19 protein-coding genes are annotated in these 21,805 nt (G+C 55.3%); 11 read left to right on the top strand and 8 right to left on the bottom strand.

From position 1 onward, the window contains the following. Positions 1 to 2: 2 nt before the first annotated feature. The 9 genes from TBK1r_RS20780 to TBK1r_RS20745 all read left to right on the top strand — a co-directional run bounded on the left by TBK1r_RS20780 (position 3) and on the right by TBK1r_RS20745 (position 9,526). Entirely contained in the window at positions 3 to 3,239 is a 3,237-nt protein-coding gene (locus TBK1r_RS20780; RefSeq protein WP_145214870.1) for an efflux RND transporter permease subunit, read from the top strand. Between the two features lie 41 nt (positions 3,240 to 3,280). Next, entirely contained in the window at positions 3,281 to 3,643 is a 363-nt protein-coding gene (locus tag TBK1r_RS20775; protein ID WP_145214867.1) for an RND transporter, read from the top strand. A 193-nt stretch (positions 3,644 to 3,836) separates the two neighbouring features. Beyond that, positions 3,837 to 4,202 carry a heavy-metal-associated domain-containing protein gene (locus tag TBK1r_RS20770; RefSeq protein ID WP_419580220.1) on the top strand — a complete coding sequence of 122 codons (366 nt, stop codon included), beginning with the start codon at positions 3,837 to 3,839 and terminating at the stop codon, positions 4,200 to 4,202. A gap of 89 nt (positions 4,203 to 4,291) precedes the next feature. Continuing rightward, the gene (locus tag TBK1r_RS20765) at positions 4,292 to 4,924 is read left to right on the top strand and encodes a cation efflux transmembrane domain-containing protein (protein ID WP_145214864.1); all 633 of its coding nucleotides are present in this window, start codon (positions 4,292 to 4,294) and stop codon (positions 4,922 to 4,924) included. Further along, positions 4,921 to 5,412: a thioredoxin family protein gene (locus TBK1r_RS20760; RefSeq protein WP_145214862.1), complete on the top strand. Its 492-nt coding sequence runs from the start codon at positions 4,921 to 4,923 to the stop codon at positions 5,410 to 5,412. The genes TBK1r_RS20765 and TBK1r_RS20760 overlap by 4 nt, the downstream gene beginning before the upstream one ends. Positions 5,413 to 5,459: 47 nt before the next feature. Beyond that, entirely contained in the window at positions 5,460 to 6,728 is a 1,269-nt protein-coding gene (locus TBK1r_RS20755) for a cytochrome P450 (protein ID WP_145214859.1), read from the top strand. Beyond that, on the top strand, positions 6,725 to 7,030 hold the full coding sequence (locus TBK1r_RS39485; RefSeq protein ID WP_473772443.1) for a hypothetical protein: 306 nt from the start codon (positions 6,725 to 6,727) through the stop codon (positions 7,028 to 7,030). Before TBK1r_RS20755 ends, TBK1r_RS39485 begins: the two co-directional genes overlap by 4 nt. Next, positions 6,984 to 7,385 carry a cation diffusion facilitator family transporter gene (locus TBK1r_RS39480; protein WP_473772442.1) on the top strand — a complete coding sequence of 134 codons (402 nt, stop codon included), beginning with the start codon at positions 6,984 to 6,986 and terminating at the stop codon, positions 7,383 to 7,385. Before TBK1r_RS39485 ends, TBK1r_RS39480 begins: the two co-directional genes overlap by 47 nt. Beyond that, the gene (locus TBK1r_RS20745; protein ID WP_419580219.1) at positions 7,382 to 9,526 is read left to right on the top strand and encodes a heavy metal translocating P-type ATPase; all 2,145 of its coding nucleotides are present in this window, start codon (positions 7,382 to 7,384) and stop codon (positions 9,524 to 9,526) included. Before TBK1r_RS39480 ends, TBK1r_RS20745 begins: the two co-directional genes overlap by 4 nt. An 88-nt stretch (positions 9,527 to 9,614) precedes the next feature. Here TBK1r_RS20745 and TBK1r_RS20740 read toward each other — a convergent pair whose 3' ends face one another. The 3 genes from TBK1r_RS20740 to TBK1r_RS20730 form a co-directional block, all read right to left on the bottom strand. Then, on the bottom strand, positions 9,615 to 10,058 hold the full coding sequence (locus tag TBK1r_RS20740) for a HEAT repeat domain-containing protein (RefSeq protein ID WP_145214857.1): 444 nt from the start codon (positions 10,056 to 10,058) through the stop codon (positions 9,615 to 9,617). 2 nt (positions 10,059 to 10,060) lie between these two features. Continuing rightward, complete coding sequence (locus TBK1r_RS20735; RefSeq protein WP_145214854.1) at positions 10,061 to 11,029, bottom strand: hypothetical protein; 969 nt, start codon at positions 11,027 to 11,029, stop codon at positions 10,061 to 10,063. A gap of 192 nt (positions 11,030 to 11,221) precedes the next feature. Then, the gene (locus TBK1r_RS20730; RefSeq protein ID WP_145214851.1) at positions 11,222 to 12,211 is read right to left on the bottom strand and encodes a DUF1559 domain-containing protein; all 990 of its coding nucleotides are present in this window, start codon (positions 12,209 to 12,211) and stop codon (positions 11,222 to 11,224) included. Positions 12,212 to 12,526: 315 nt separating this feature from the next. Between TBK1r_RS20730 and mntR the strand changes: the two genes are divergently transcribed. Beyond that, positions 12,527 to 12,940, top strand: a complete 414-nt coding sequence (gene mntR / locus TBK1r_RS20725; protein ID WP_145214848.1) for a manganese-binding transcriptional regulator MntR — start codon at positions 12,527 to 12,529, stop codon at positions 12,938 to 12,940. A gap of 89 nt (positions 12,941 to 13,029) precedes the next feature. On the opposite strand, the gene TBK1r_RS20720 is transcribed toward mntR, so the two are convergent. From TBK1r_RS20720 to TBK1r_RS20700, 5 genes are all read right to left on the bottom strand, one after another. Beyond that, a complete protein-coding gene (locus tag TBK1r_RS20720; protein ID WP_145214845.1) occupies positions 13,030 to 14,037 on the bottom strand; it encodes a hypothetical protein in 1,008 nt (335 codons plus the stop codon). Positions 14,038 to 14,379: 342 nt separating this feature from the next. Next, positions 14,380 to 14,709: a hypothetical protein gene (locus tag TBK1r_RS20715; protein ID WP_145214842.1), complete on the bottom strand. Its 330-nt coding sequence runs from the start codon at positions 14,707 to 14,709 to the stop codon at positions 14,380 to 14,382. 440 nt (positions 14,710 to 15,149) lie between these two features. Then, entirely contained in the window at positions 15,150 to 15,536 is a 387-nt protein-coding gene (locus TBK1r_RS20710) for a hypothetical protein (protein WP_145214839.1), read from the bottom strand. 201 nt (positions 15,537 to 15,737) lie between these two features. Continuing rightward, on the bottom strand, positions 15,738 to 16,178 hold the full coding sequence (locus TBK1r_RS20705; RefSeq protein ID WP_419580217.1) for a hypothetical protein: 441 nt from the start codon (positions 16,176 to 16,178) through the stop codon (positions 15,738 to 15,740). 170 nt (positions 16,179 to 16,348) lie between these two features. Beyond that, the gene (locus TBK1r_RS20700; RefSeq protein WP_145214834.1) at positions 16,349 to 17,284 is read right to left on the bottom strand and encodes a hypothetical protein; all 936 of its coding nucleotides are present in this window, start codon (positions 17,282 to 17,284) and stop codon (positions 16,349 to 16,351) included. Positions 17,285 to 19,213: 1,929 nt separating this feature from the next. Between TBK1r_RS20700 and TBK1r_RS20690 the strand changes: the two genes are divergently transcribed. Further along, positions 19,214 to 21,673: an MFS transporter gene (locus TBK1r_RS20690; protein WP_145214831.1), complete on the top strand. Its 2,460-nt coding sequence runs from the start codon at positions 19,214 to 19,216 to the stop codon at positions 21,671 to 21,673. Positions 21,674 to 21,805 lie beyond the last annotated feature (132 nt).

The raw sequence follows: 21,805 nt of genomic DNA, 5'->3' as shown, positions 1-21,805 counted from the left end.
GGATGCTTAATTGGCTGATCGACTTTTCGCTCAAGCACCGCGCGTTGGTGATTCTGGCGGCGTTGTTGTTTGCGGTCGTTGGTGGATTCTCGCTGCGTCAACTCGATATTGACGCGTTCCCCGACACCACTCCGGTGCAAATCCAAATCAATACGGTCGCGCCGTCGCTGGCCTCCGAGGAGATCGAACGGCAGATCACCTTTCCCGTTGAGCAAGCGATCAGTGGGCTGCCAGGGTTGAACCAGTTGCGTTCAATTTCCAAGTTCGGACTGTCACAAGTCGTTGTAATTTTCGACGATGGAATCGACATCTACTTTGCACGGCAACTGATCAACGAACGTCTCTCGACTGTTGAATTACCCGATGGTATCCAGCGTCCCCAAATGGGGCCGGTCTCGACGGGTTTGGGTGAAGTCTTTCACTACGTCTTGATCATGGACGGCGTGGACTTCTCAAAAACCTCCAAGCAAGAACGAATCAATCGGATGACCGAGTTGCGGACGATCCATGATTGGGTTGTCAAACCGCAACTGCGATCGGTTCGCGGCGTGGCCGAGGTCAACAGTTGGGGCGGCTACGAAAAACAGTACCAGGTTCGCCTCGACCCCGAACGCTTGTTCAAATACGGATTGACGTTTGAGGAAGTCGCGGGCGCACTCGAATCGAACAACGAAAACGTCGGCGGCGGCACGGTCACCGACGGCAGCGAAATGTTGTTGGTTCACGGCGTCGGTCGAACCGTCAACATCGGGGAGATCGAAGACATCGTGATCGCCGCCGTCGATGGTGTGCCGGTGCGGGTCAGAGACGTGGCCGACGTAGAGATCGGACACGAGATTCGTCGTGGTGCCGTGACGGCCAACGGACGTGGCGAAGCCGTGTTGGGTTTGGGCTTCATGCTGATGGGTGAGAATAGCAACGACGTGACTTGGTCGATCAAAGAAAAGATCGCCAGCATTCAGGAAACGTTGCCAGCGGGCGTGAAAATCCAAACGGTCTACGACCGCACGGAACTGATTGACCACGTCATTCACACGGTCCAAAAGAATCTTTTCGAGGGCGGGCTGCTTGTGGTCGCGGTGTTGTTCATCTTTCTGGGCAATCTGCGAGCCGGGCTGATCGTTGCTTTAGCGATTCCGCTTTCGATGCTATTTGCATTTTCGGGAATGTTGAAGTTCGGCATCGCCGCCAGCCTGCTGAGCCTCGGTGCGATCGACTTCGGCTTGGTCGTCGATAGCTCGGTCGTGATGATCGAAAATTGCGTGCGTCACCTAGCGCATGACAAACACGGTAAAAGTCGACTCGAGATCATTCGCGACGCGGCCGTTGAGGTTCGCAAACCGACGATGTTTGGCGAGCTGATCATCATGATCGTCTACCTGCCAATCCTGACGCTTGAGGGAGTCGAAGGAAAACTGTTTCGCCCGATGGCGTTGACGGTGATCATGGCACTCGCCGGTTCGATGGTGTTGTCACTGACGCTGATGCCGGTCTTGGCCAGTCTGTTTCTACCCAAGAACATTCAAGAGAAAGAACCGCTGCTGATTCGAGTTCTCAAACGACTCTACGCCCCGGTGCTGCGATTTACGATGCACCACAAGACGTTTGTCATCGGGTCGGCATTGTTGCTTCTGGTCAGTGTCTTTGGACTGGTCGCGCCCAACCTTGGCAGTGAATTTGTTCCGCGATTGTCCGAAGGTGCGATTACGATCAACGTGGTCCGATTGGCGGGCACGACGCTGGAGGAATCGATTCGCTACAACACGCAAATGGAGCAAGTGTTGTTGGAAAACTTTCCCGACGAGATCGCACAAGTTTGGAGTCGTATCGGAACGGCCGAAGTCGCTACTGATCCGATGGGAACTGAGTTGACGGACTTGTTCATCACGCTTCATCCGCGAGAACAATGGACACGAGCCGAAACACAGGAAGAACTGACGGTCATGGTTCAGGAGGAATTGCGGGATTTACCAGGCCCGCGGCTCGCGATGTCCCAGCCGATCGAGATGCGAATGAACGAGATGATCTCGGGGGTTCGCAGCGACGTTGCCGCCATCCTGTACGGTGACGACCTCGACTTGATGGTTGAAAAAGCCAGCGAGATCGAGCGGGCGCTCAACTCCATTCCCGGCTCCGAAGACGTCAAGGTCGAGCAGGTCTCCGGCCAACCGTTGCTGCAAATTCGTATCAAACAAGATGAGATTGCACGCTATGGAATCGCCGCCAGCACAGTCATGAATCTGGTGCGTTCACTCGGCACTCATAACGTCGGCGAGGTCTACGAAGGCCAGTTGCGATTCCCGCTGATCATTCGTCTTCCGGAAAAGGCGCGAGCTGATCCAGAGGCGATCAAACAAATCCTGGTCGCGACGCCTTCTGGCCAGCGAATCCCGTTGGAACGACTGGCGACGATCGAGAAAGTTGATGGCCCCAATACGATCAAACGCGATTGGTATCAGCGACGGATCACGATCGAATCGAACGTGCGTGGCCGCGACTTGGGCAGCTTCGTTGCGGAGGCCCAACGAGTCATTGCCGAAAAGGTTCCATTGCCGCCGGGCCGTTATCGCGTTGAGTGGGGCGGGCAATTTGAAAACTTAGAGCGTGCTCAACTGCGGCTGATGATCGTCGTGCCGATCGCGCTGCTGATGATTCTGTCGTTGCTGTACATGACCTATCGAAACTGGATCGACTCGCTGCGAGTCTTTACCGGTGTCCCGTTTGCGTGGATTGGCGGGATTCTGGCGTTGTGGATTCGCGACATGCCATTTTCGATTTCCGCAGCAGTCGGCTTCATTGCGTTGTCTGGCGTCGCGGTGCTCGATGACATGCTGCTTGTGTCAACGATTCGACAACTGCGGCGAAAAGGCCGCTCACTTGACGAAGCCGTCGAAGAAGCCGCGATGACGCGATTGCGTCCGATCTTGATGACGACGCTCGTGGCCAGCCTCGGTTTCGTGCCGATGGCATTCAGCACGGGCATGGGCGCGGAAGTCCAACGACCACTGGCGACGGTGGTCATCGGCGGTGTGTGCAGTGCGATGGTGATGAGTTTGCTCGTGCTACGAGTGCTCTACGTCGTGTTCAACAAGCCGATCGAGAAGTTTGACGGAGACGGTGGCGATGATGACGGTCATCATCGCGAACCCGATGAACCCACCGATCCTGAGATCGAGCACAAGGCCGGTTCGAGGCGAATGCCCCAGCCCGATCGCGTGCCGGAACCAGCGACGGTTTAGTTACCCCCCCCTTTGTTCGGCTTTGCCGAAGGAGATTAGAGATGACGATGAGTTGGATTTTTGTGACGCGTGCAACCGCGTTGTCGATGTTGGTCGGCGCACTGGTGCTGGCCGGATGCGGCAACAGCGAAACGGCCTCCGACGGGACCGCCGATTCGGTTGCGGCAACCAACGTCGATCACAGCCACGGTGGATGGTGGTGTGTTGAACATGGTGTGCCCGAGGAGGAGTGTGCGCTCTGCGACAAATCGCTGGTGTCGAAGTTCAAGGATGACGGAGATTGGTGCGATGAGCACGACCGACCGGAATCACACTGCTTCATTTGCAGCCCCAAACGATTCGACAAGTTCGCATCACGATACGAAGCCAAAACGGGTCACAAGCCACCGCAACCGGAGGAATAGAACAGTCCTTAGCGGAAGCCGCCAAGGTTTTTGGCTTAATCAAAAGTTTGCCGCGTTTGCCGAAAGACTTTACGTCGTTGGCTACGCAACTTTTCGCCCTCCCATCTGAAGGAGATCACCTTGTGACGTTCACGAACGCCGAAAGGCCCGATCATTTCAATATCTAAGTTTGTTTACTGAAAGGAATCTGAAAATGTTCCGTACCTCCCTATGTCTCGCTCTGACGTTCGCTCTTGCCGTTTGCATGACCGCCCCAAGCCGGGCTGCGACGACGATCAACACTGCCACATCGACCGCGAAAACGACCATCACCTTGAAGGTTCTCACTTGCGAGAGCTGTGCCAAGAAGGTGGCCACCAAGTTGACGGAAGTTCCTGGCGTCGGCGGCGTCAAGACGGATGTCAAGACGGATGTCAAGTCCAAGACCGCGATCGTGGTCCCCAAGGGTGACGCGATCCTTTCGCCTCTCAAATTGTGGGAAGCGATCGAAAAAGCTGGCAAGGAACCGGTGAAGCTCGAAGGCCCGAGCGGAACGTTCACGTCCAAACCGAAGCAATAGTATTTCGGTCGACTGAAATTGCGGGGCCGCTGGTGCTGGAATCCCACTCAGCACGAGCGGCCTTTCTTAATACAAAACAACAGAAAAGCATGAGCGACGAAACCAAGACAGACGGAATCTCCAGCGAAGACAAATCCGAACGACGAACGCTGACATGGGTGTTGTTGATCAACTTCTCCCAAGCGTTGCTCGCCGGAATTGTTGGCTTCATCGCACAATCCACAGGTCTGTTGGGGGCAGGTTTAGATAACCTCGGTGATTCGTTTGTCTACTTCGCGAGCCTGTATGCGGTCGGTCGATCCGTGACGGCAAAATCGCGGGTCGCCAAATTGTCGGGCGTCTTGTTGGTGGCGATGGCCATCGGCTTGGTGAGTGACGTCATCCGGCGGTTCGTTTCCGGTTCTGATCCCGTCGGCTGGGCAATGATCGTCGTGGCAATCATCAACGCGGCAACAAATGTGGTCTGCCTGCGATTGCTGCGATCTCGTCGCGAGGAAGGCGTGCATTTGCAGGCGTCCTGGATATTCACCACCAATGACATGATTGCCAACTTGGGCATCGTGCTCTCGGGGATTGCCGTCATTTTCTTCCAGTCACAAATTCCCGATCTGGTAATCGGAGTGCTCGTCGCTGGAATTGTCGTCAAAGGCGGCTTTGAAATATTGTCGAGTGCCAAGGAAGCGAAAAAGAGCGACCGTGCGAATTCCGGAGGCGAAACATGAGCCGACCAACACCATTCGTAGCGGAAGCCGCCAAGGCTTTCGACGCCGCGTCTCAATACCGAAACACTTGGTGTGTTCCGCTACGTATCACGTCTGCGTTTCTCTTTCTCGCCGCATTCATTTCAGGATGTCAACGACCGACTCCACAAACGGATGCGAATGCTGGCGACCATTCATCAGCAATCCAACTCACCGACGACAACTTTCAAAGCGAAGTGATCGAGAGCGACCTGCCGGTCTTGGTCGACATGTGGGCTCCATGGTGTGGGCCGTGTATCGAAATGAAACCCACGATTGAAGAGTTCGCCGCAGAGATCAAGGGTACTGCGAAAGTTGGTGCGCTGAATGTCGATGAGAATCCGTTCGTAACCGAGAAATATGAGATCGACAAATACCCGACGTTGATCCTTTTTGAGGGCGGGGTGGAAGTGAAACGCGTTTATGGAAAGAAGACGCTTGAACAGCTTCGCGTCATTCTCAGTGACTAGACAAACGAAATCAACAATGCCAAATAGATATGGGAGGAAAACAAAAAATGACTCGAATACCGAAACATGGCGGACTGGACCATTCGCTATCGCTTTTGAGCGACCCCTATCGGTATATCACCAAAACCTGCGATCGACTGGAAACCGATGTGTTCCACACCCGGTTGCTGTTGCAGAAAGTCATCTGCATGAGAGGCAAGGAAGCGGCGAAGTTGTTCTATGACACCAGCCGTTTCTCGCGTGAGGGCGTCTCTCCATCGCATATTGCTAAGACGTTGTTCGGCCAAGGCGGAGTGCAGGGTTTGGATGACGAGGCACACCTGCATCGTAAAGCCATGTTCATGTCGATCGTTCGGCACGAGCGAGTCGACAAATTGGCCGCAACCTTTCGCGACGTGTTTCAGCAGCGACTGGTTCAATGGACCAAGATGAACTCTGTTCTGCTGTATCGGCAGGTTCAAGAGATAATCACGATTGCCGTTTGTCGGTGGGCGGGAGTCCCGCTGCCGGACGGGGACGTAGATCGACGCACGACGCAGCTTGCGTCGCTTTTCGACTACGCGGCCAACATCGGTCCCAAGCATTGGTACGCCAGAATCGCACGCAAGCAGACCAACGCGTGGCTGGGCGAGCTGATCGAGCAAGTCCGTCGCGCCGACTATCAGCCGCCAAAGAACTCCGCCGCTGAAATCATCGCACTCCATCGCGAGCTTGACGGCAATCAACTTTCGACGCATGTTGCCGCCGTTGAACTGAACAACGTGATTCGTCCGACGATCGCCGTGTCGGCCTTCATTGTCCAGTCCGCTCACGCCTTGCACCAGCATCCGGAATACCGTCAGCGAATTGCCGACGGTGAAGACGGGCTTTTGCAGTGCTTTGCCCAAGAGGTTCGCCGGTTCTATCCGTTCTTTCCATTCGCCGGCGCGAAGACTCGCGAGTCGTTCGTGTGTAATGGCTACCGATTTCCGGCAGGCCAGAAGGTGCTGCTGGATTTGTATGGCACGGATCATGATCCAAGGATTTGGGAGTTGCCGGACAAATTTGATCCAGACCGGTTCAAGAACTGGCAACGCTGTCCGTTCAGCCTGATCCCACAGGGCGGCGGAGACTACGCCACCAACCATCGCTGCCCCGGCGAACCGATCGCAATCGAACTGATGAAAGTGGCCTTGGATTTGCTAGTCAACTACTGCCAGTACGAAGTTCCCGAACAGGAGCTGGCGATCGACATGCGACGGATGCCCGCTATCCCTGCCAGTGGCTTCACGATCATGAAATTGAATTTGGCAAATGGCGGAAAGGCATCGGCGTGACAGATGATTCAAACAGGAAGCAAGGTATTCGACGTGGGATGTACGTCGAGGTCGCCAGTCTGGCCTACAACATTGCCGAGGTTGCCATCTCGATGACCGCCGCATTCATGACCGGCAGTTCCGCGCTGATCAGTTGGGGCGTGGACAGCATCGTTGAAGGAAACTTGGCGGCGTTCATGATCTGGCGGCTCGGTGGTGAGGTGCAGGGTATTTCCGAACGCCAAGTCTTGAAACGCAAAAAAGATCGCTCTGTCGGTGCTTTCCGCTGCGTTCACGATCGCAGTGTTGTTCATCTGCTATGAAGCGATCAGCAAGTTCATCAGTGGTGAAAAATCGGACACGTCATGGTGGGGCATTGGCATCTTGTTGGTGTCGTTGTTTGTCAATCCGTTGTTGGCATGGGGCAAGTATCACTACGGCAAGAAATCGGGTTCGCCGACGCTGAAGTACGACGCGATTGACACGATGATCTGCGAGTACCAAACGATCGTCGTGCTCGTTGGTATCGGCTTGGTTCAGTGGCAAGGTTGGTGGTGGGCCGACCCAGTGGCTGCCTTGTTGATCGTGCCGTATGGTGCGTGGGAGGCGTTTGAGGCGGGACGCGATGCTTGGAAGGTTGACCCATCAAACGCTGAAACGGAAGAGAAAAACGAATGAACCAATCAGAAGACCAACGATTACGCCTTCGTATTCACGGGATGGACTGTGCCGAAGAAGTTTCGATCTTGAAGCGGGAATTGGTTCCGCTGGTCGGTAGCGATGATCGGCTTGGATTTGACCTGCTTAACGGCAAGTTGACGGTGAATCTTGACGGTGCCGATGTGACGCAGGGTGACGTGCTGGCCGTAATCGAGCGAACCGGATTGCGTGCTGAGGTCTGGGACGATGCCCCGGACCGCGACGGTGAATTGACGTTTTGGCAACGCAACCAACGCACAGTCATGACGACAATCAGTGGCGTGGCAGGCGGAATCGGTTTGGCATTGCAGTTGTCGCTAGGCGAAGCGGACGAAAGCCTCCCAGTGATTGCGATCAGCTTCTATCTGATCAGCATCGCGACCGGTTTACTGTTGGTGCTTCCCAAGGCGTGGCATTCGCTGGTTGCGCTTCGGCCGGACTTGAATTTATTGATGTCCGTCGCAGTTGTCGGGGCGATTGCGATCGGTGAATGGTTTGAGGGGGCTGCGGTCGCGTTTCTGTTTTCGGTTTCACTGTTGCTTGAATCATCGAGCGTTGGCCGTGCGCGGCGTGCGATTGCTTCGCTGATGGACTTGTCACCGCCCACGGCTCACCTTCGAGACGAAGACGGGAAGATCAGTGACGTGGCTCCGGCGGACGTGCCGGTTGGCTTCACGGTCGTCGTGCGTCCCGGCGAAAAGATTCCGCTTGATGGTCGAGTTCTCGTTGGCATCAGCGGCGTGAATCAGGCTCCGATCACCGGAGAAAGCGTTCCCGTTGAAAAGGAACCCGGTGACGAAGTGTTTGCCGGAACGATCAATGGTGACGGTTTACTTGAAATCGAAACGACGAAAGCCGCTGACGATACAACGCTGGCTCGGATCATCAAGATGGTGGGCGATGCCGGTTCCAAGCGTGCTCCATTGGAAAAGTGGGTCGAGAAGTTCGCGGCGGTGTATACGCCTGTGGTGATGATTGTCGCGTTGCTGATGCTGGTGATCCCGCCGTTGGCTTTCGGTGGTGATTGGTCCGTATGGCTTTACCGTTCGCTTGTGTTGCTGGTCATCGCGTGCCCGTGTGCTCTCGTGATTTCAACCCCCGTGAGTGTGGTGGCTGCCTTGGCGGCTGCTGCCCGAAATGGGGTTCTGATCAAAGGTGGCGTGTTCATCGAGTTGCCCGCTCAACTGAAGGCGATTGCGATGGACAAGACCGGTACGCTCACACAGGGAGCGCCTGCCGTGGTGGATGTTGTGCCGATGAACGGTCACAACGAAGCCGAACTTCTGATGCGAGCCGGTGCACTCGAACTCAACAGCAACCATCCTCTGGCACGTGCGATCGTTGACGAAGCGAAACGCAGGGATATTGAACTGGTCGCTGCCGATAACTTTGAAACGATTCAAGGTAAGGGAGCGTCAGGACATATCAATGGCAAGCCTTTTTGGCTGGGGTCGCATCGCTACTTGGAACAACGCGGCCAAGAAACGCCTGAGGTTCACGAACAACTTGAGTCGATGCAGGAAGCGGGGCGAACCGTAGTGGTTGTTGGCAATGATGAACATGTTTGCGGTTTCATAACGCTGGCGGACGCAATTCGTGAAGAAACCCGCGACGCGATTCGCGAGTTGCACGCAGCCGGGGTTGAGAAACTGGTGATGCTGACCGGCGACAACGAAGGCACCGCCAAAGCGATTGCAGCGGAAGCAGGAATTGACGAAGTCCACGCCGAGCTACTACCCGAAGACAAAGTCAAAGCCGTCGAACGCTTAGTCGAACAGCACGAATACGTCGCCATGATTGGCGACGGCGTCAACGATGCTCCAGCACTGGCGCGTGCGTCGTTGGGACTGGCAATGGGAGCCGCGGGTAGTGATGCAGCCATCGAAACGGCCGACATTGCTTTGATGTCGGACGACCTCTCCAAGCTGCCGTGGCTAGTTCACCATTCGCGTCGCACGCTTCGGATCATCCGCCAGAACATCGGTTTTTCACTGGCGGTGAAGGCGGTGTTTGTCATTCTGACCTTCGTAGGGTTTGCCAGTCTTTGGGCCGCAATCGCTGCCGATATGGGAGCGTCGTTATTGGTAATCGGTAATGGACTACGTTTACTGAGAGCTTGAGAATCCGCCGGTTCGCGCACATGCCTGGTTCTCCGCGCGTGCTGCCTCGCTACTCCGGTCTAGTCGCTCGTAGCCCCACCGCCCTTGGTTATCTGCCCGCGGAGAGCCGGGAAGCCAGCGAGCTGAACTGGGGATCGCTACAAAGGTGGTCCGTAAGCTTGACAATCTCACGAGACGGTGTGCCGTGCTCATGCAGAGCCGAAAGGGCTGCCGCACGAACGATGGGATTTGAGTCGTTGATTGATAGGATTTCGAGCTGTTGGGTAGTCGGCTGAGTCAACCGCTTCGATTTACCGAGCGACATTGCCGCTTCAGCTCGCATCGTTGGATCGCCGGAATTCAGCGCGCGCAACGCTGCATCGTTTGCTCCGGGCGGCATCGGGTGAACTGCACCACTTAGGCGATCGATTTCCGCGACCAGTTCATCAGCAGTAACGACGTGTTCTTTATGATTGGAATTGCACCCCACCAGCGAGCTCGGTGCGCCCAATATCACGAGACAGAGGAAGCGAGTTGATTGTTTGAGGAACATCTTTATTGGACTGTTATCGTTATGTTTTTCCGTCTTTGCGCCAACGCAGCGGCAGACATCGCAGTCAGCAACACGCTTCCGCCAACGAAGATCACGCCACTTGTGGCCGACTCACGCAGCCACGGTTCGCTCATCATCCCCGTTGCTGATGCGATTTCGATTCCCGTCCATGTGACCACAGCACCACTGACGCTGTAGCGAAGCATTCTTGCGGGCGTCGTTTGTGAAACGCTCTTCCAGATCATGTAGGGCGTTGCGATTGCAATTGCCACCAGCGTCATTAGCAGAGCGACGTGGCTCAAGAATCCAAGTGACGGATCTGCCATCCACAGCACTGCCACGTAACAAACCCAGACCGTCATGAAAAACTGGATCATGGTGCGAGGTGCGTAATTGTCGATTCGCCCGGATGGACTCGCACTGTTGGAGATTGGCAGGCGTCTACGAAACCACTGAAAGACCACACACCGATTCGAATCGTGAAACGTAAGTCCGATGAGAATCGGCAATAGAAATATGCACGACAACTGGATCAGCGCACCAGACCCGTGGACACCTGCCGTCCGACCGCTGACCACATCGATCGCCGCCGCGAGGCCTAGACGCCGCGACGCCAAGTCCAACCCGATTTCAACATTACCGATCCACAGCGCGTGCCCGGCAAGCAATCCGACCAGCGACTGAATTCCTGTATCACTCACCCATCGGCATGACCATACGGAAATCGCAGCAAGCAGCGTAAAACCAATTCCGACCCCAAACCAGAAAGGCGAAAAAGGCAAAACGGTTGGTTGGTCGGTTGACAAACTCCCTGTCGCGTTGGATCTGACACGATCGACCGATTCCTTCAAAGAACCATGGCCTATCCAAGCAATGTCGTGTCCAGACCCTCGATAGATTGCGCTCGATACGTTCCGATCAACGGTGCGAAGTGCGACGTACACCCAATGGCCAGCCGCGCTGAGAATCAAGCACATCGTCCAAAACACGATTGCTCGTGACCAACGTGCCGTGAACTGTGGAGCTAGCTCCGACTTTGGCCGCTCCTTTGAGTCGCGCCCAAATTCCTTGGGCGGCTCGTTATCTTGCTCGATCGAGTCGACCGCTGCGTCGGCCGCTTCGGATACGGTTGGCATACTGGATTCTGCTCCGCTGGTCAGTTGTTACTCAAAGTCGGCAATCACTTCGTGACCGCCACGCGTGCTAAGCGAGCGCCATAGATCCAAATCGATCGATTCGGTCACCATTCGCACGCTACCATCGCAGAGAAGCACGTTGACTCCGCCCGTATGACGGCTGCGCGCTGCGATCCAACCTGGTGAGAAGCTGAAATGCACCATGCAGTCCGGAACGTCACTGTTGGGTGGCAGGTATGCGTTAAAAAAGCCGCTCAAATGACTCGATGGCGCCCATGCGTTTCCTCTCGTTACGCCGAAAGATGTCGCTCCAGCACAGGCAGAATCGGAAAGCGTTGGCGATACCCAGGGCATCAGTGCGGACCAATAGTCTTCTGTGTGAACGGGCCGAGTTGATGTCACAAACCCGTCTGGACCAGCACCGCCTGGACCGATGATCGATTCGGATATTGCCAACGTATTGGAAAGGCCGTCGGTGATATCCCGAGTCTTCGTAAACGAGTTGGCATAAAAGACTCCGTCCGCCTCTTTGTCACTCCCCGCCGCAGTCTTAGGGCTCACCAAACCGCTGCCCAAACAGGCGACATAGTTTTCGGGTGCATACCTGTCGTCGAGCACTGTCTCCAGATCGCTCGGGCAAAGCAAGGCAGGAATGGACTTGTCCACAAGATCAACGTGCTCGTCCAGAATTGGAAAGGTCGGAGGCGCGCCGAGAAGTGGCATGTCGAGACGTAGATTTCCGTAGAGTCCTGTTTGCTCCAGGTAGGGCAACAGATTTGCAACAGCGCCCCAGCCCCAGTGGCCTTCCGACCATGTGGGCTGCTGATCCCATCTCTTGCGGATGACGCCAGCGGGGAAGTGTTTTTTGGCACTTTCGTGATTGTGCATGGCCAAGCCTAGCTGCTTGAGCTTGTTCTGGCACTGCATTCGTCGCGCGGCTTCGCGCGCCGCCTGCACGGAGGGAAGCAATAGGCCAACCAAGATCCCAATGATCGCGATCACGACCAGCAACTCCACAAGCGTAAATCCGCCTTGATGGGTGCATCGGCGGAACGCAGTTTCTCGGCGGCGGCTGTCATTCACAACGCGTACTCCGGCATCACGAGACCAAGGAATGAAAAACTTTAGCCTAAGCTACAAAACTTAGCCGTTGCTACACTTGGCCGGAATTTAGCGTAGGCTAACATCAGCGTCAACAGGAAGCATCGCGAAAATTGGAAGTCAGAACGCAACGGCGATGAAGCCCACCTTTGAGAGTTCGCAATTTGCGATATAATTCTCAACGATTCGCTTGAGGCAGAGAATACGCCCTAAAGAAATGAGGACGACTACTTGTCGGAGACGAAACACCAGCGGACGAGGGATGACCATGCGACAGAAGTTGCAGAAGACTATGTGGAGGCGATTGCTGATTTAGCGGACGCGCGGGGTGCATGCCGAGCGACCGATTTGGCGCAGCATTTCGCGGTCACGCAAGCAACGGTAAGCAATACGGTCTCACGCCTAAAACGAGATGGCTTGGTCATGACCGAGCCCTACCAGCCGATCTTCTTGACGCCAGCAGGTCAACGCTTGGCAACCAAATCGCGCCGCCGCCACCAGATCGTGGAACAGTTTCTCCGCAAGTTGGGCGTCAGCGAGAAGTCTGCGGCAGTCGACAGCGAAGGAATCGAACACCACGTGGGCAAGGAAACCTTGGCTGCGATGAAGGCCGTGCTGGAAAGCGGCTGGCCCAAAGAGCAGTAAGGGCCGGTTCAACGGCCTTGCGTGTGTATGCCATGCTATTCCCGCAAGCTGGGGAAACTCAATGCTTCGACAGATCGTTTCAAGGCCGCTCAATGACGCGGATACTGCGCGCGGTGCGAATCATATCCGTATCGGTATCGCTCCGGATCAGAGCTCTGGTGGTCGTCGTGATGTGGGTCAACGTGGTATCGATCGTGAATGTCCCGATGTACACGACGATGAAGTGTAGTGTGGCCCCGCGGATCCGCCTTATCAATCATGTGCTCCAACAATCGGATCGAGGCCAACACGTCGCTGATCGCGTCACGCGAATGCTCGATGCCGACGAAATCACGAGTCCGCACACCAATTCTCGCTTGGCGGATAAATAGCTCTTCAATGTGCTGCGTCGCGTCTTTGACATCATGAATGTCGTGCACGATGTGCGGCAAGTCGATGTTTTCCCAATGCTTATTGTGGGCAAGATCGTGCATGTGCTCGACAGATTTCTCGAGACTTTCCAGGTCTTCGTCTAAGTGTCGAGACACCTCGTAGCCTTCCAGATGCTCGTGAAATTCGTCATGGAGAACTTTGACAGCGTTTTCAAGGCGGGCAAGCTGTCCGTCAATCACATCAGTGTCGACTGGTAGATAGTCGTCAATTCGGAAAACGGTTCGGACGACTTCTCTGGAGACGTCTCGCATGTGAGCAATGCCCCGCCTCTCATCGCTGGTTCGTACCCAGCTTTCTGCAAGCGCAACCGTCCGCTCAATCTGCCAGGAAAGCTGCAACAGTTCGTTGGCATCGGCGCGCAGACGTTTTATAGTGGCTTCGGCGCTGGGAGCGTCTTGCGCGAACGCGTGCAACTCCTTCGCGATTTCCTCCAAACGCGTCACATCGGAATCTAGCTTCTCAGCATGACGGACTCGTTCAAAATGATGATGGAACTCGTCGTGAAGCTCCTCTGTGTATCCGATCAATCTATTTGCCAACTCGTCGATATTGCGCAGGTCGCGATTCGATAGACTTTGAGCGTAGGACTCTGTCGATGCGGACGCACAAACAACAATTGTGAGCACTGCGATGAAGCAACGTTTGAAATCGTAGCTCATGTTCATGTTTCTCTCGATTTGCACAGGCTTATTCGGAAGGGAGATTCTGGTGCAATCGTCGTGCGGTTCTGTCGCAGGTCGCAATGAACGTCTTCAAAGCGTAAACTGTCGTTGCCCAAAGCAAAGCCGATAAGACCTTTTACATCTGGTGTATTGAAAAATGAGTTTCTTCGCCCATCTCACGCACACCGAGCTTCCCTTCGGAATGGTGTATTTTTGTTGCGGAATCGCCGTCGGAGTTGCTTTGCAGCTCTGTTGGACTCGAGTCACGCAGGAGCGCCAAGAGCAATAACACCGGCTGCATCCCCGCCAACGAGTCGCTGACGGAGACACTCCGGTACCCGTCGACTAGTGATGCCAATGACCGCTTCGATGCACGTCGAAGTGTCCTCGTTGCACGTGGAAGTGGCGACCATGAGGGATGACTTGTGGCCGGTGATAATCAAGATGGGTTGTGTCGTGGTAAACCGGCTGACGGTAACCGTAACTTGGACGATAGGATTGGTAGCCCTGCCCCAAATAGGAACGGGTAGTCGGCCGGTAGACTTGGCCGTAACCGGCATGTCCGACACCCGGTCCCAATCCGTATCCGCATTGAGCATTGGCTTCGCCACTGAGGGCAAATGTGACGGCAACCCCGAGGATGATGGCAGGCAACAGCATTTTCTTTTTCAACATGGCTTAACTCCATTCGAGTGGGAGAACCGTCTCGGTCGAGCGGCTGGAAGGAAACTGCCTGTGAAACACGCATGGGCTGTGCCAAATGCGTTTTTGCAGTGTTTTCGGCGGTAAGCTCACGATAGCGCCATCAATGCGAGCACAGCCGTGTGTTCCAAAGGATCACGCGGCGGCGCCGGCATTCGATCACACGCACGCGTAAGACTTTTCCCCGAAGCTTTTTCTCTTAGGTGCAGCAACGACGATTCAGTGGGCGAATGACGTGGGATTTACGTTGGGGGACCCAGGCCCACTCATTCTTCTCGGCCGGTTGGCACAGACCATGCAACCAAAGTCCAGCCTCAGCATTGCATGCGACGTCTTTGAGTTATCGCGATCATCGAATGAGTTTGACCGCATCCTGCGAGCTGCCAACAATCCACCGTCTTACCTTCGGAGAATCAAATCACGTGTTTGCTCGCACCATCTATTGCCTGACGATCGTCGCGTTTAACACGCACGTTTTTCTTGGATGTTGTTTGCATCACCATCACTCCGATGCGTCCGCAATGTGTTCCCATCATTCTTGCGGTGATGGAGCTTCGTTCATCGATCAAATGCGTCGTCTTGGTGTTGATGTTCGTGTCGACAAGCACAACGGGCACTCGGACATCAAATTTCGAGCACCCATTTGGCGTGATGTCCATCTGGCCAGTCACGACGATGCGGACAAGCTGGTGGCCTGGCTCAAACAGAGCGGTTTTGAAGTGCGGCACGACCACTGAGTCGAGTATAAGAATTGATTCCGAGGCCACCGCAGTCGTGGCCTCGGTTGGTGACCGAATCAAGTTTCTTACCAGTGGAGAGTAGCGATGTTGATTCAATTTTTAGCGATTGAACTCATGAGCAGTTTTGTGGCGGCCACATGACAACACGCCGGTAATCGGCAATGGCATGGGGCTTCTCTGATGATGAACAAGTCCAAGAATGCATTCTTATGCATGACTTCTCCGCTGCTGCGATTGGGGGAGAGCACCAATCCAAACGCGTCATTCTTGGCGAGGTTCGATACCCCAATGAGTGATCGATCCTTTCGCTGTCGAAAACCCTTGATGCCTACTACCGTCGGCAGCCAATACGTCATGTCCCTGCACGACTGCAAATCTTCGGCGCCCAAAAACGATGTCACTGAAAGAGATGGGCTCAACCGAGACTTCGGTCTTGGACTTGACGGCAGTTACTTGCTTGCCACCTGCAAGGTGACGCACGAGTGATCGGCGCCAGGATTCGCTCTTCTCGAATTGACTAACCATCGCCAAAGCCGACTCGGATTTCCCAAAGTTGACTTCAACTGAAAACAAATTCACTTTCTGTGTCGGAACCAGGACCCACCAGATTACGATCGCCGAACCAGAAACGACTACGAACAACGTGCGAAGTGTAAAGCGCATTCGGCGCTTGCGAGCGTTCGAACCGACAGGTTGTCTCATGGCAATAGACTTGGTTTTCACTTGATGCCTCAGGTGTCGCTACGCCATGCGCTCGAATGCGAGCGAAAATTGGCGGGCCTTGCATTCGTCATCGGTTCGAGCTTGTCGGCATGTCAACGCACCGAACGGACACAGTTGGCCATTCGCCTGACGGCGGTTCGGTCGTGGTGCTATTCAACGGTAGGCGGTGGTGGTGAATTGCCCAGTGGAGCCGCGCTTGGCTCGCTACGCTGAGGCGCATAATTTTGGGCGGGAGCACGCTGCGGGGCAAAACCTTGAGGAACACCCTGCTGTGGAACATAGCCTTGCTGTGCGCCCTGCATTGGTGAGTATCCCTGTTGGATGCCGGGTGGAGGCGGAGCTTGCTCTACTCCTCCGCCCGCTGCAGAAGTTGGCTGCGGAGCCTGGCCCGATTCGGAGACTCCAACGTCGTTCATCAAGTGATGCAAAGTGGATTCGGCAATTTCCATTTTCGAGATGAGACCGAGTGTGCCGATTTGGCGGTGATGAATTCTCGTCCAACCTCGAACGTCGTCTTGGATGTGATGAAACAGCCGGTCCGTCCCGAGAAGCTTGGAACGCATCGCTTCGCGGTCATTGTTGTGCTCGGCGGCATGAATGAACTTTGCCACCCCCAGAAGTTCGTAGCCTTCGCGGTACGTTTCTGCGAATCCAGGATTGTGAGAATAGTTGTAGTGGAGGTCGAGCAACATCTCATTCACCAGAGTTTCTAGCCGCCCGGAGAGATCGCTGTACTGAGTAAATCCTCCGAACGGAACGATCGCGGGACGTGCTGCCACATGTTGGCCAGCAGGTGGTGCGTAGTAGTAGTTATTGCCTTGCACATAGTACCGGCCCGTTGAGTAACCACGAATGGTGTTGGGAACGATGTGCGACCAGCTGTTGTGAACGACGTCATGATGTTCTCGGCCGGTTACGTGCCCGTGGCGATCTCGGATGATGTGCTCGTGATGGTCGATGTGCGGCTGGACGATTCCGCCATGACCATGATGATCGTGACCAGAGCCGATTTGGATTCTGAATTGAGCCGAGGCCGTAGTCGTCATTGCGAAAAGGCACGCGGCAAATAAAAGTTGAGATTTCACAGGGAGGCTCCAGAGAACGGTTTGAATTGCTTCCGATGTCGTCGAAACTCGGGAGCCAGGGGAAAGAGGTCAACCATTAGTCTCGGTTGTTTTGACTTGGCGGATGTTAGATTCGATTGAGTTGTGCAAAAACTGGCGTGGATACGTTGGGCTTCTAGGGAAAATGCCATTGGCAAGCCTATTCGCCATGAAAACCGCCCCAGCCAACGAATAGTCGGCTGAGAAAGCTGGCTGAGACGTTTGAACACTCAACACATTTTAGTGATCCCAGTGACCGGTCGGATGCACGTCGTAGTGTCTCGGCTGAACGTGTAAGTGGTTGCCATGCCGAGAGATTTGCGGAGCGTGGTAATCAAGGTGTGTGGTGTTGTGGTAAGTCGGGTGACGCCAACCGAAGCTGGGGTAGTGCGTTTGATGTCCGTGACCCCAATGCGAAGGCGCCACCGGCTGATAGACGTGGCCGCTGTGACCATGACCGTGTCCCCAACCGTGACCAAATTGCGCTTTTGCTTCAGCGCCCAAGGCGAATGTGAGAGCGGCGACGAGCGCGAGTGCGGGGAGGAGCTTTTTCGTGTTGTACATGAGTGAATCTGTTTTTGTTGCGGGATTTTTCGACTGTTCCAGATCAACGTGATCCGCGAACAAAAGAACGTGCGAAATCTCCGACGAATCCCCTCAACCAATTCCTAAAACTTTCACGCGTGAGTTTTGGCTGATTGCTGACTGCCTTGCGGTGGTCTTTCCAAAAGTCACGTTCGGCTGGCTACAGACAGACTCAGCTCGGCCCGTGATTGAATTGGTGGGAACCGAAAGCGAGGTGCCCCTTGATTCCGATTCGATCGGCGGACGTCTCCAATCACTCGGCGCGCATATTGGAACTGCTGACCCGGTGATGCGTGATTGCGATCAACTCGGAAATCTCTATCAAGGCGATTGGCCTCTACGCCCGTTGGCACGTCAGAATACGTCGAACATCTGCGAGATGATTGCTTCACGCCGCTTGCTAGTTGATTGCATCTCAAATCTGAGGCGGAGGCCCGTCCATTTGGACGGGGGCTTCGCTTCGTTTCGGTAGGCTTGGCGATGAGTTGGGTGAGTTCGGGCGAATGCCGGAGTTGTTGTTCGGCTGCTGCTGAGGCGCTGGCTGGAACCGAGGAGATTGATCCAGGGAAGGTGCGGGGACGTAACTCCGGTCCTGTGGCTGCGACGGAGATGCGTAGGCGCTGCCGAGATTCGAATGGGTGTGACCAGCGTGATTGTGTCCTGAGTGATCATGCCCGTCGTGCGCCGGATCGTTCAAGCCTTGCGTTGGCCCAATGGCGTAATTATTCAGTTGGCTATGCGACGGCACCGGCGCGTATTGCTGACCTATCCCGTTCGCCGCTTGGGGGCAGTAGCCTGAATTCGGGCAGTAGAAATCGCTCTCTGGTGCATCGAGATACTGCTGTTCGCGGTAAACAGGAACTGTGCAAGCAATGGTGGGCGGATGAACTGGGTAGGTCAAATAGTCTGTCGGGTGATAGCCACCGTGGAAGTCGTTGTGACGGCTGTGTCCACCATGATATAATCCGTGGTCGTAGTGAGCGTGGTGCCCATGTTGACCATGTCCATAACCGTAGTGCTGAGCAGATGCCGAGGTCGTCGTCAGAGCGAAGCCGACAACAAGAAGTCCGATAGTAGGGATGATTCGGTTCATTTGGACTGGCTCGCTTGTAAGTTATTAGGGACGGACGACTTCGACCACTTATAGCAAGTGGCGTGCCGCTGGAGACCATTCCCCAGAAAACGCGTGTTTTGCGGCGTTTTCGAAGATTCACGGTGTCTGGTGCGAAGAGCGAGCGATGTCGAACTGACGGCACAATGTGTACACTCTGACGACACTATCCAAGACAAATATTGCACTGAGTTACTCATGGTCAAGGACGATAGATGCCTACGAAACGATTCGGCGTAGCGTCGACGCTGCCGCTGCTTTTGCTGTTTTTCGTTTCCGGGGCAACAACGCTGGTTTACGAAATCTCTTGGACGCGTCAAGCCGGATTGCTGTTCGGGCACACGGTTCTGGCGGGCAGCGTCGTGCTGGCGAGCCTGTTTCTGGGATTGGCGATCGGGTATTCCGTCGGCGGTAGACTTTCGGCGTCGGGAAGTTCGTTGCGGTGGTTTGGCGTTCTCGAGATCGCTGCGGCGGCTTGGGCGATTTGCGTTCCGACGCTGCTGAGTGTGTTGCAGTCGCAAGCTATCGTCGCGTGGATGTCGAGCGAGAGCATGGCATGGCAGTTCGCCAGTCGAGCAAGCATCGGCGTGTTGCTGTTGCTTCCGGCGACGGTGGCACTGGGCGCGACCTTGCCGCTAATGTCGCAGGCACTCGCTCGCGTGTCAGATCACCCTACTCGTAGCGCCGCGATCGGCTATGCGTTCAATACGGCGGGTGCGATGGCGGGAACGTTGGTCTGCACCTATTTGTTGTTGGTCCAAGTGGGAGTTGCTCGGAGCAGCTATGCAGCGGCCGGGGTCGCCGTGTTGGCCGGGGTGATTGCGATCGTGTTGTCGCGCACGCAAATGGCGGAAGTCATCGAGGTTTTGGATCCAGAAAACCCAGCCGAAACTCTTGGCGAGTTCCGCTACGGGGAGGACGACGAAGAGCCTCGCGGAAGGCGAACGAACGTTACGCTCGCGATCGCGGCGATCAGCGGCTTTGCCACCTTGGCACTTGAGATTCTCTACACGCGGTTGTTCTCGTTGGTGTTTCATAACAGCACCTATACGTTCGGAAATGTGGTTGCCGTATTTCTGTTGGCGTTGGCCGTGGGTGCTGCCTTGGTTGCCGCGTTGATGCGTCGCGTCAAGCCCGATGCCATTCTATTTTGGTGCGGGATCGCGGCTACCGTGAGTTGCTGCTTGTGCTTGGCCTTGTTTGTGAACATCACACGATTGCAGTACTTCGTTTCAGGCGAAACCTTTGTTGGTCATTTGCTGCGCGGTTTCATATTGGTGTTTGCCTATGTGATGCTGCCGGTCACGATCTGCGGGATGATCTTTCCGGCAACTTGGCAGGTACTGGCGAGGAGCCATTCGACGGGCCGAGCCGTGGGAACGCTTGCGATGGTCAACGCGGTGGGAGCGGCTTTGGGGTCGCTTGCGGCGAGCTTTGCCATGTTGCCGACGATCGGCCTGTGGGGTGGTTTCCTGGTTGTCGCGGCGTTGTTGCTGTTGATCGCGTTGCTTTCGGGATTTATTGCGCCCGCCCGATTTTCCGGTCATCACGCGACTTTCAGCTACGGGAGGTCGGTTGCGATTGCTTTCGGTGGGCTGTGCGTCGTTGGGGTTGGCTTCGCGTCGTCGTCCTGGTCATTGTTGGGCCGCGACCCTGACGAGGTCTTTTTAACGAGGCGCGAGTCGGCCTATGGTTGGATTGACGTGACTCGCAGCAAAGACAGCGAGGCTTGGTACATTCGCCAGAATTTGCACTATCGCCTCGGTGGCACCGGAGCCGCGGCGACGCGTGAGCGCCGACAAGCTCGGTTGCCAATGTTGTTGCATCCCAATCCGCAACGCGTCCTATTTCTTGGCATGGGCACCGGCGTGACCGCGGCCGGTGCGATCCAGCATCCAGAGACCGAAACGATCGAGATCGTTGAACTGATCGCCGACGTGACTGCCGCCGCCAGAGAACTGGGCCATCGAAACGATCATGTTTTGGAAGACGATCGCGTGCATGTGACAACCGACGATGCCAGGCACTTCCTGTTGGGCACAAGTAAAAAGTTTGACGTGATCGTGTCGGACCTATTCGTGCCCTGGGAAAGTGAGACCGGATACCTTTACACCGAAGTGCATTATGCAGCGGCGGCCAAACGTCTTGAAAAGGGAGGTCTATTCTGTCAGTGGTTGCCGATCTATCAGATGGGCGAGCGCGAATTCACGATGATCGCGGACACCTTTGCAACCGTGTTTCCCGAGACGACATTGTGGTGGGGAAAGATGGACCCGAGCAAACCAATCATCGGGTTGGTCGGTTCGATGCGACCGATCGAGATTGACACCACTGCCCTGGCAAGTCGGCTCGATAGACTTCGTCGCATTCCAGGCGGGAACGATCCGCAGTTGACATCGCTGGACGATCTTCGTTTGGCGTCGATCGGACAGTGGCCTACTGCCGGGAATTCCATGCTCAACCGAGACGAATATCCGCGAGTGGAATTTTGGACACCGCGATCGCTTATGGCTGGCGAGTTGTTGCGGGGAGCGTGGTTGGCCCGTTTCTATGCCAAGGTGCTGACGGACCTGCCACCGGCCTCGGTCAACTCCGGCCCGGAGAAATTTTTTCGCAATCCTGAGCAAATTCGAGGAGGACGCCAAACCCAACGTTTCCTAGTGTTCGGCCAGTGAAACGATCAAGCTGACGCGCTGAGACATCCGAATTAGTATTTACGTAGAATCCGCCTTCAGCTAATCTGTTTGCATGTTTCGACCGGCCCTCACCGTTTTGCTGATCGCCGCTCTGATGGCGTGTCCAATTCG

The sequence above is a fragment of the Stieleria magnilauensis genome (assembly GCA_007753675.1).
Taxonomy (GTDB): Bacteria; Planctomycetota; Planctomycetia; order Pirellulales; family Pirellulaceae; genus Stieleria; species Stieleria magnilauensis.
Note: the sequence above shows the minus strand (reverse complement) of the source record. Positions and strands in the feature narration are given on the sequence as shown.